Here is an 8,875-nt window from a genome sequence, read left to right as displayed (position 1 = left end):
CAAAACAAGCTGGACACTACCAAAACTATCGGCCCAGTTATCCAGATGATATGTTCACTTGGCTAGCTTCACTTACCCCCAACCACGAATTGGCGTGGGACTGTGGTACGGGCAATGGACAGGCGGCAGTCGGGTTGACGCCTTATTATAAAAAAATATATGCTACGGACCCCAGTGAAGAGCAAGTAAAGCATGCCGTAACTCACCAACAGATTACGTATCGGGTAGAAAAGGCAGAGGAGACAGCATTAGCAGCTGTTTCGGTTGATATTATAACCGTGTCACAAGCATTGCATTGGTTTGATTTTGATAGCTTTTATACTGAAGTTAATCGAGTACTAAAACCAGATGGGGTGTTGGCAGCTTGGACCTACGGCATACCCAAAATCTCTGAAAAAGTAAATAAGGTAATTGCGTATTTTCACGACACTGTATTAGACGGCTACTGGAAACCGGGTAACCAATTGGTAGCTGAAAAGTACCAGACGATACCGTTTCCGTTTGAGGAGATAAAGACACCTGCCTTCAGCATACAAAAAGAACTGACCTTAGAAGATCTTATCGGACTTCTCAACAGTTGGTCTGCAGTGCAACGGTATCAAAACAAAAATGGTCAAAACCCGATTGATAAAATAAAAGCTGATGTAACAACCGCTTGGCAAGAAGGAGATAATACAAAGGCTTCTGAATGGGAAATCACTATGCGGGTAGGGAGGTAGGTGAGAAAGACAAAAATAGCTTGTTAGTGGAAAATATTAACACGGGTAGAAAAATAAAAGACATGAATAAAAAACGGACTTTACTATTTATAGTTTTTATAATAACAACAATAGTATCGTGCTCATCTGAAGATGATAAAATATCTTGCTCTGAATTAAACATTTTTGATCCAAGTGATAACCCTTGTGAAGTTTATGCTGAAGATTATAATTGTAGCTGTAATTAAACGAGTTTAAGTTTTTGTTGATAGCAAAATCAAAATAGCTTATTGGTGAAAATACCAACAAGGCAATACACGCCACGCAGTTACAATATATCTACATTTCTTCTTATATTGATAACGTAACGTGTTTGCGTAAACAATTGCTTATTAGAAATTATTAAACCTCATTAAAAATGAACAAATCACTACTATTTTTTTTAGTATGTTTAGTTATCAGTACGATGGCTTACAGTCAAGACTGCCCAGAACCAACAGAAGAAAAGTATATAAATGTATTGGGTTTTTCTTTCACCGATGAATATGTGGAATGCCCCGTAATTATAGAGGCTGAATACTTAAAAGTGGGGTATTTAAAAAAGTATAAAAAGCCACGTAAATTCAAGAAGAAGTTTTACTTTCAATGTCTACCTATAGGGGGTAAACTTAAACCTGCTCCTATTACTAACGAAATGAGTGGTGACATATTTGTTATTGACAAAGAAATGGCCAATGTGATAATTGATTTGGAAAAAGGAGATAAAATTAAAGTGACTGGAACAAAATTTATACACACCTATTTCGGAAAGGAGTTATCTACTTTCTTTAATGTACAACAGGTGGAGAAAGTGGAGTAATGGTATCTATAATTAAACCAGTAAGCATTATAATTAGCTTAGGCAAGTCTACTAAAACATCAATAAGTGTCAACTAAAAAAACAATTGAATGGGATTATTCAACAAATTACTAGGAAACGCCAGTGCGGTTCCTCCTGAAAAGCTAAAAGAAAAATACGGACGTTTACTAATTTCTAATGAACAAATTGAGCTTGGCTTTAAACTATTTAGAGATACGTTTATGTTTACCGATAAACGCTTAATATTAATAGATGTTCAAGGCCTTACGGGGAGTAAAATTGAGTATAAATCGATGCCTTATAAAAGTATTTCAAGGTTTTCCTTAGAAACTTCTGGCACGTTTGATCTGGATGCAGAATTAAAAATATGGATATCCAGCGAAAACACGCCTTCGGTGAGTAAAAAGTTCAATAAAAAGATTGATGTGTACGAGGTGCAACAATACTTAGCAGAAAAGGTGATGTAATAGTAGTCGGTATTATAATTTTCCACGAAAGCTTAAAATTCAATCACATCACTCTCTGCGGGTAATGCGTTATTAAAGTCTTGAGCTGTAGTAGGAGTGAAAGGTGTTAACGGCGGTTCATCTAAGTACCCCGGAGGTAGTTGTCCTAGCTTTTTAAACTGTGGAAAAGCGTACGGAAGGCTTTCAAAATAGAGTCCGTCTTCATATTTCTGTATTTGTTTACTCTCTGGATTGGTGAGTACATGCATATGTAAATGTGGCGCGGATGAGTTACCTGAGTTTCCCAAACGGCCTAATTCTTGTCCAGTAGTGACAACTTCGCCTGCTTGCACAGTTACTGAATTGGGTATAAGATGGCAATAGGTGCTAATGGTACCATCAAAGTGCTCTATATACACAACATTTCCGGTTACATTTTCAATAGAAATATCATAGTCGTATTCGCCGGGCGTTTGATGATCAGGGATAGTGTTTTTAGTAAATAAAACAGTGCCACTTGCTACAGCGGCTACTGGTTGATTATAGCAATACCAATCTTCGAGTGAAGTTCCATCGTTTTTGTAAGGAAGTCCATTTTCAATTTGGGCATAATCAATAGCATATCGCTGTGGATTGTTTCCTATTAAATAGCCATCTTGTTCGGGATCATAAATAGGTTCAGGGTAAGGAAATATCGCTCTTGTGTGGTACGAAGTGTTGCCAGGAGCACCTTCTGCCAACCACACACCTTGAGGGACGGGGAAGGCTATGTTTTTGGCTTCGGGATACTGTTTGCTAATAGGTAAGGTGAAGTTTTCTACCAGGTTAGTACCATCAGTATTCGTATAGTAAAATTGATGGGTTAGTTGTTCTTTTTCCCAACCCGTTTCAGGATACGCTAACCAAATACTTGCCAAATGCAGATTGTCTTTGGTTATAAAATCGGAATAGGTTTGTATCAATTCACTATTGTAATAAACTTCTAGTTTGTCTAAAGCAGGAGCCTTTATATGTAACTCGTATACCAACCAACTACCTTCGGTATTATCCACTTTCACGGGGCTTGTGGGTAAAGCAACATAAAATACTTGTTGATTATTTGTTGTCGTGTCGTCTGCTTTACACGAATAGGTAAATATAAATAGGCTTATAAGGATTATTTTAAGGTATTGTAAACGCATAGAACCTGTTTAATAGATGGGTGTACCAGTTAGTATTAAGAGTAAATATAGAAAATAATTACAACTTGATACGGTAGCGATACTTTGGAAACAAAGTGTTTTAGGTATATTTGATGAAGAACGTTATTATGTAACAATAAACGAATGACCTATAAAACCTTTGAAACTGAACGGTTGCTGTTACGCCCCACCGATCCACAAGATGCCGATTTAATCTTCAGGCTATTGAATACTCCAAAATGGTTGGCTTATATAGGTGATAGAAATGTAACGTCTATCGAAGAAGCGAAAGCATATATTACAAATAAAATGACACCACAATTAGAACGTCTTGGCTACGGGAACTATACCGTAATTAGAAAAGAAGATGGTAGCAAGTTAGGGTCCTGTGGTATCTATGATAGAGAAGGAGTAGAAGGAGTGGACATTGGTTTTGCCTTTCTTCCCGAGTTTGAAAGAAAAGGATATGGCCTTGAAGCAGCCACTAAAATAAAGGAAACTGCCTTTTCTGAATTTGGCATCAATCACATGCAGGCGTATACTTCAAAAAAGAATAGTAGCTCCCAAAGGCTTTTAGAAAAATTAGGTCTACAACAAACCGGAACTACATTTCTACCTAATGATAACGAGGAACTTTTTGTATATAGTATTTCTAATACAAAATCGTAGGAGGTTATAACCCATAAAATCCTAAATCTTACTTAAAATAAACTATATATGTAACTAGTTACGTATATAGTTTGTATATTTGCGTAACTGGTAACGTACTTTTAAATATGGAAGAAGATTTTTTAATAGAAATGGGCTATCCTGGCTTAACTGCAAGGTTAAAAAGGTTAAGTGATTTGTTTGTTTATCAAACCAAAGAGTTTTATAAAGAGCATAATTTGGATATAGAACCCAATTGGCATATGATATTTTTAATTCTGAAAAAACATAATCAATTAACAGTAATGGAAATTTCAGAATTGCTACATCTATCACATCCGGCTATTGTAAAATTGATTAATAAAATGAAGAAAAAGGGATATATAGATTCAGTTAAAGACAAAAATGATTATCGAAAATATCAATTAACATTATCAAAAAAAGCCAAGGAAAGATTACCTGTTCTAGAAGCGTATTGGTCAGCCGGAGAGCAAGCTCTGGAAGAGTTATTAGAAGGAAACCGCAAATTATTGGAACAACTTAGTATTGTAGAAAAGAATATTGAAGATTCAGATTTTAAAACTAGAATGGAACAATTACTAAATAAATAAATGTTAAATGTCTTATTATGCAAACACTTATAGATATAATGGGATGGGTAGGGTCTTTTTTTATACTCCTATCATACGGACTCACCTTATCAAAAAAAAGAGATTTTAGTGTACCAAGCCGCTATCTGAATATGGTAGGAGGGATGCTTATTGCAATTAATTGTTTATACTATAATGCAATACCTCCCTTTGTCACCAATTTAATATGGAGTATTATAGCTATACTTTCTATTTATAGAGCGCGAAAACATTTTATAAATACAGGTAAGCAATAAGGAACTTAGCGATACGGTAGTACCATAGATCTTTTCTTTAAAACTAGGTAGAAACATTACTTTTCACTTTTGTAGAAACAATGATAAAGAGAAGCTATTTGTCTATTCTATTTCTTCGGAAAGCTTTTAAAATAACTAAAACAAGTATATTTGATGCTTCATTAGCACTTCTAACAAATTGTCGAAAAGTAGAGTAGTCCGAGTTTCTAAAAAAGCAGGTAAAATGTTACTTGTCTTACTAGTAATCCTAATAGCAACAACCCTTTTATATATGCGAAAAAGTATATTTGGCAAATCACCTTCTGGTGAACGCCTAGAACAAATAAAACAATCGCCTAACTATACCGATGGGGCTTTTCAAAATCTAAGTGAAACGCCTCAGTTAGCGGAAGGCTATACAATGGGAGGCGTGCTATATGATTATTTATTTACAAAAAAACCACGTTTAAAACCCAAAGGAAATATACCTTCTGTACAAACTGATATAAAAGCAATTTCACCAAATGAAGAGGTATTACTATGGTTTGGACATTCGTCTTATTATGTGCAATTGGAGGGCTTGCGAATATTGGTAGACCCTGTCTTTAGTGGTAACGCTTCACCTATTCCAGGAACCACGAAGTCGTTTAAAGGCACCGAGTTGTATACTGAAGCCGATTTTCCAGAAATCGATTACTTGTTTATATCTCATGACCATTACGATCATTTGGATTATAAAACCATGAAAGCACTACAATCTAAAGTAAAACACGTAGTTTGTGGTTTGGGCGTAGGGGCTCATTTAGAATCTTGGGGATATACAAAAGAACAACTATTGGAAAACGATTGGCATGATAGGGTGTCCATGGGAGCATCAGTTACTGCCCATGTACTTCCAACACGGCACTTTTCGGGAAGGACCTTTTCACGAAACTATACGTTGTGGTGTTCGTATTTACTAGAAACACCTACCATGAAAATTTATATAGGAGGCGATAGTGGGTATGATACACATTTTAAAATGATAGGCGATAAGTTTGGACCAATAGACCTTGCTATTTTAGAAAACGGACAATATAATAAAGCGTGGCGCTATATCCATTTATTACCAGAAGAGCTACCGGTAGCAGCTCAAGATTTACAAGCAAAACGCCTTTTTCCAGTACATTCGGGTAAGTTTGTTTTAGGAAATCATCCTTGGGATGAACCTCTCAAGAAAATAAGTGAAAATATAAAAGCTACTAATATAGGTCTGGTAACTCCCAAAATAGGTGAAGTGGTTCGATTAAACGATACTACTCAAACCTTTAAAGCTTGGTGGGCTGATGTAGAGTAAGTTCTTACAGTTTTTTATACTAATAAAAATCAGTACCTTGAGTAGGTAACCAATACTAAAATAGATTTTTGTAATGCGCACCTTCTTAATCCTTTCAACCCTATTTTTAATAACAATAACCAAACTTAGTGCTTGTACATGTGCAGAAGAAAACAATTCGTTTCGAAAAAAAGTAAAAACCGAGTTTCTAAGTTCAGATGTGATTTTTACAGGCACCGTTCTTTCACGAAAGGAAGTTTCTAATACCTCACGTAAAGTATTTGGAAGTCCTGTTATGTTTACTTTTAAAATTTCAGAAATGATAAAAGGAAAACTGCAACATGCTCAAATTGAAATCCTAACCAATAGCGATGGAGCTAGTTGTGGGTATGATTTTGAAGTAGAAAAAACCTATTTAGTATATTCACGACAGTCTGATTACTACACTCATGTAACAAAATCAAAATCTGATTTAACAACAGGATTGTGTACTAGAAATCAAAAACTGAAAGACACTCGTAAAAAAGAACTTAGAATTCTCTCTAATATGGCACGAAGCGGTAAATAAAAAATGGCATAATTATAGTGGAATAACAATTACAACGTCTAACTATAAAAGCTATTTAAATGAGAAATGTACTGCTACTTTTTATATTGTTTACAAATACAATACTAACTGCCCAAACATCACAATTTACAGGAGAATATGGAAAACGTACTGAAACCAAAGAAGGTACTGTCATAGAATATACCCTTTCCTTAAAACCAGATGGAAATTTTACTTTTCACTTTTATAGAAACATTGACCCGACACAGCCCAAGGAAAATTTCTACGGAAAAGGAACGTGGGAAGCAGATAAAAAGAGCGTTCTTTTTTACACCAATAAAGAGAATGATATAGACGAAAAATATACCTTAGACTTTACCAATACTAAAGCAAGGTTTATAAAGAAAACACCAAGAGGTGAAACAGCGGCCAATAAAAAAACGTATTTTTTGTTTTATGATTCTAAAATCTCTTGGATTAAAGGGTTAAAGCTTCATAAAAAATGATAATAAAAAAGCCTTCCGTAATAAAAGGACTTTTATACTTTAGATTGTTAGTATTATGGAAAGAACAATCCTTTCCTATATAGAGAAATTGCCTGTAGGATATTCCGTAGTATGGTATCGTAAAAAAAAGTACGGCGTCTCTAGAACTGATTATAATGATGGGAAGAGCATAAAAGTGTATGCAGAAGAATTAGGAGGAACCGATTTTATAAGCCTAAATTAGTATATAACTTCCAAAACTGAAATAGTAAAGCCTTGTGAAATGCCTGAAAAGAAAGTGATTGACTTTTTAAATAACTACGAGCTTATTAAACCCAATAAATAAGAAACCTATGAACGTAGAAAAAATAGCATTAGGCGGTGGATGTCATTGGTGTACCGAAGCAGTTTTTCAATCGTTGGTTGGTGTAGATCGGGTAGAGCAAGGATACGTTGCTTCAACAGGCAATAATACTAATTTTTCTGAAGCGGTAATTGTTCACTTTAATACGGAAGAAATCAGTCTGAAAACACTTATTGAAATTCATCTGCACACTCATAAAAGTACTTCAAATCATAGCTTTCGAGAAAGGTATCGATCGGCTGTGTATTATTTCAATGAAAAGCAAGAGCAATTGGCTCAGGAGTATATTAAAAGTCTGCAACGGGATTTTGATGAAATGATTATCTCTGAAGTGCTTCCTTTTTCAGCTTTTAAACCCTCAAGAGAATCTCTGCATAATTATTACAAAACAAACCCTGAACGACCTTTCTGCAAACGTTTTATAGATCCAAAAATAAAACTTCTCTTACATCGCTTTTCAAAACATACGAGAAGTATGGAGCATCCGGTATGAAAAGAGTAGTGGGAAAATTATTTTGGTTTTAGTACAGTACAACCAATTAAGTATTACTTTTGTTAATAATGGTGCACTATAAATTACTTGTATTCAATACGGTTACTAACCGGATGTCTTTTTCGAAAGCGGCAGAAGAGTTACATATTACACAACCCGCAGTAACCCGCCATATTAAACAATTTGAAGATCATTTTAAACAAAAGCTTTTTGAGCGTAAAGGCAACAGTATAAGCCTTACTCAATCTGGTGCTGTTTTATTTGAACACACCAAAAAAATATTGGAACAACATAAAGCTTTAGAGTTTGATATGAACGCTTTGATAGATCGTACCCAAGGAGTACTTTCAATTGCAGCTAGTACAACTATGGCGCAGTATATTCTTCCGGAAGCATTGTCAAGGTTCCATCAGAAATTTCCGAAAGTACAACTGACTCTTATCAATGCTAACACGCAAGATGTGGAAAAGAAAGTACTGGATGCTACAGTCGAATTGGGTTTTATAGAAGGACATTCTAAAAATCGGGAGATTTCTTATCATCCCTTTATGAAAGATGAAATTGTTTTAGTGGCAGCTAAAGGTCATGCACTTTACAACAAAGGAGCTATAGCGATAAAAGACCTTTATAACTTTCCATTAGTGCTAAGAGAGGAGGGCTCAGGAAGTCTGGAAATTATAAAACAAGCGTTAAAAGAAACGGAAGCTCCGGTAGAAAAATTAAATGTTGTAATCCGTTTAGGAAGTTCAGAAAGTATGAAAACATACATTCAAGACCAAAGAAGTGTTGCTTTTTTGAGTGTGAACACTATTTTAAAGGAGCTAAAAGCAACAGATTTAGGGATCATTGATATTGAAGAGCTTTCAATAAATAGATATTTCAGCTATATTTTTAAGCAAGGGCACCAATCTCCTTTAGCTACGTTGTTTTTAAATTTTTTAAAACACCATTATAACATACTGTTATAACAGATG

At 34.9% G+C, this 8,875-nt stretch carries 14 protein-coding genes; 13 read left to right on the top strand and 1 reads right to left on the bottom strand.

The features are described from left to right. From AACZ92_RS12310 to AACZ92_RS12295, 4 genes are all read left to right on the top strand, one after another. On the top strand, nucleotides 1–719 hold a 719-nt coding region (locus AACZ92_RS12310), incomplete at its 5' end, for a class I SAM-dependent methyltransferase (protein WP_339701830.1). After that, complete coding sequence (locus AACZ92_RS12305) at nucleotides 689–946, top strand: hypothetical protein (RefSeq protein ID WP_339701828.1); 258 nt, start codon at nucleotides 689–691, stop codon at nucleotides 944–946. The genes AACZ92_RS12310 and AACZ92_RS12305, both read left to right, overlap by 31 nt. A gap of 170 nt (nucleotides 947–1,116) precedes the next feature. Further along, the gene (locus AACZ92_RS12300) at nucleotides 1,117–1,557 is read left to right on the top strand and encodes a hypothetical protein (RefSeq protein WP_339701826.1); all 441 of its coding nucleotides are present in this window, start codon (nucleotides 1,117–1,119) and stop codon (nucleotides 1,555–1,557) included. An 89-nt stretch (nucleotides 1,558–1,646) separates the two neighbouring features. Then, entirely contained in the window at nucleotides 1,647–2,024 is a 378-nt protein-coding gene (locus AACZ92_RS12295) for a PH domain-containing protein (RefSeq protein ID WP_339701824.1), read from the top strand. Between the two features lie 32 nt (nucleotides 2,025–2,056). Here the strand turns inward: AACZ92_RS12295 and AACZ92_RS12290 are convergent, their stop codons facing one another. Beyond that, nucleotides 2,057–3,184, bottom strand: a complete 1,128-nt coding sequence (locus AACZ92_RS12290) for a M23 family metallopeptidase (RefSeq protein ID WP_339701822.1) — start codon at nucleotides 3,182–3,184, stop codon at nucleotides 2,057–2,059. A 144-nt stretch (nucleotides 3,185–3,328) separates the two neighbouring features. Here AACZ92_RS12290 and AACZ92_RS12285 point away from each other — a divergent pair, with 144 nt between their 5' ends. The 9 genes from AACZ92_RS12285 (at nucleotide 3,329) to AACZ92_RS12245 (ending at nucleotide 8,869) form a co-directional block, all read left to right on the top strand. After that, complete coding sequence (locus AACZ92_RS12285) at nucleotides 3,329–3,853, top strand: GNAT family N-acetyltransferase (RefSeq protein WP_339701820.1); 525 nt, start codon at nucleotides 3,329–3,331, stop codon at nucleotides 3,851–3,853. 107 nt (nucleotides 3,854–3,960) lie between these two features. Further along, nucleotides 3,961–4,443 (top strand): MarR family transcriptional regulator, encoded by a 483-nt coding sequence (locus AACZ92_RS12280; protein WP_339701817.1) that lies wholly within the window; start codon nucleotides 3,961–3,963, stop codon nucleotides 4,441–4,443. Between the two features lie 17 nt (nucleotides 4,444–4,460). After that, entirely contained in the window at nucleotides 4,461–4,718 is a 258-nt protein-coding gene (locus tag AACZ92_RS12275) for a hypothetical protein (RefSeq protein WP_339701813.1), read from the top strand. 271 nt (nucleotides 4,719–4,989) lie between these two features. Then, the gene (locus AACZ92_RS12270; RefSeq protein ID WP_339701810.1) at nucleotides 4,990–6,033 is read left to right on the top strand and encodes an MBL fold metallo-hydrolase; all 1,044 of its coding nucleotides are present in this window, start codon (nucleotides 4,990–4,992) and stop codon (nucleotides 6,031–6,033) included. 73 nt (nucleotides 6,034–6,106) lie between these two features. Next, nucleotides 6,107–6,580, top strand: a complete 474-nt coding sequence (locus tag AACZ92_RS12265) for a hypothetical protein (protein ID WP_339701808.1) — start codon at nucleotides 6,107–6,109, stop codon at nucleotides 6,578–6,580. Between the two features lie 59 nt (nucleotides 6,581–6,639). Beyond that, the gene (locus tag AACZ92_RS12260) at nucleotides 6,640–7,065 is read left to right on the top strand and encodes a hypothetical protein (RefSeq protein ID WP_339701805.1); all 426 of its coding nucleotides are present in this window, start codon (nucleotides 6,640–6,642) and stop codon (nucleotides 7,063–7,065) included. Between the two features lie 55 nt (nucleotides 7,066–7,120). Further along, entirely contained in the window at nucleotides 7,121–7,288 is a 168-nt protein-coding gene (locus AACZ92_RS12255; protein ID WP_339701802.1) for a hypothetical protein, read from the top strand. Nucleotides 7,289–7,397: 109 nt separating this feature from the next. Beyond that, complete coding sequence (locus AACZ92_RS12250) at nucleotides 7,398–7,901, top strand: peptide-methionine (S)-S-oxide reductase (protein ID WP_339701799.1); 504 nt, start codon at nucleotides 7,398–7,400, stop codon at nucleotides 7,899–7,901. A 68-nt stretch (nucleotides 7,902–7,969) separates the two neighbouring features. Then, on the top strand, nucleotides 7,970–8,869 hold the full coding sequence (locus AACZ92_RS12245; RefSeq protein ID WP_339701796.1) for a LysR substrate-binding domain-containing protein: 900 nt from the start codon (nucleotides 7,970–7,972) through the stop codon (nucleotides 8,867–8,869). Nucleotides 8,870–8,875: the final 6 nt, after the last annotated feature.

Origin of the sequence: uncultured Marixanthomonas sp. (assembly GCF_963974425.1) — a bacterium.
GTDB lineage: Bacteria > Bacteroidota > Bacteroidia > Flavobacteriales > Flavobacteriaceae > Marixanthomonas.
Note: the sequence above shows the minus strand (reverse complement) of the source record. Positions and strands in the feature narration are given on the sequence as shown.

Coding starts and splice junctions, on each gene's coding strand:
- AACZ92_RS12255 (WP_339701802.1), top strand. CDS start 7,121: ATGGAAAGAACAATCCTTTCCTATATAGAGAAATTGCCTGTAGGATAT.
- AACZ92_RS12260 (WP_339701805.1), top strand. CDS start 6,640: ATGAGAAATGTACTGCTACTTTTTATATTGTTTACAAATACAATACTA.
- AACZ92_RS12250 (WP_339701799.1), top strand. CDS start 7,398: ATGAACGTAGAAAAAATAGCATTAGGCGGTGGATGTCATTGGTGTACC.
- AACZ92_RS12300 (WP_339701826.1), top strand. CDS start 1,117: ATGAACAAATCACTACTATTTTTTTTAGTATGTTTAGTTATCAGTACG.
- AACZ92_RS12275 (WP_339701813.1), top strand. CDS start 4,461: ATGCAAACACTTATAGATATAATGGGATGGGTAGGGTCTTTTTTTATA.
- AACZ92_RS12270 (WP_339701810.1), top strand. CDS start 4,990: ATGCGAAAAAGTATATTTGGCAAATCACCTTCTGGTGAACGCCTAGAA.
- AACZ92_RS12265 (WP_339701808.1), top strand. CDS start 6,107: ATGCGCACCTTCTTAATCCTTTCAACCCTATTTTTAATAACAATAACC.
- AACZ92_RS12245 (WP_339701796.1), top strand. CDS start 7,970: ATGGTGCACTATAAATTACTTGTATTCAATACGGTTACTAACCGGATG.
- AACZ92_RS12290 (WP_339701822.1), bottom strand. CDS start 3,184: ATGCGTTTACAATACCTTAAAATAATCCTTATAAGCCTATTTATATTT.
- AACZ92_RS12280 (WP_339701817.1), top strand. CDS start 3,961: ATGGAAGAAGATTTTTTAATAGAAATGGGCTATCCTGGCTTAACTGCA.
- AACZ92_RS12285 (WP_339701820.1), top strand. CDS start 3,329: ATGACCTATAAAACCTTTGAAACTGAACGGTTGCTGTTACGCCCCACC.
- AACZ92_RS12295 (WP_339701824.1), top strand. CDS start 1,647: ATGGGATTATTCAACAAATTACTAGGAAACGCCAGTGCGGTTCCTCCT.
- AACZ92_RS12305 (WP_339701828.1), top strand. CDS start 689: ATGGGAAATCACTATGCGGGTAGGGAGGTAGGTGAGAAAGACAAAAAT.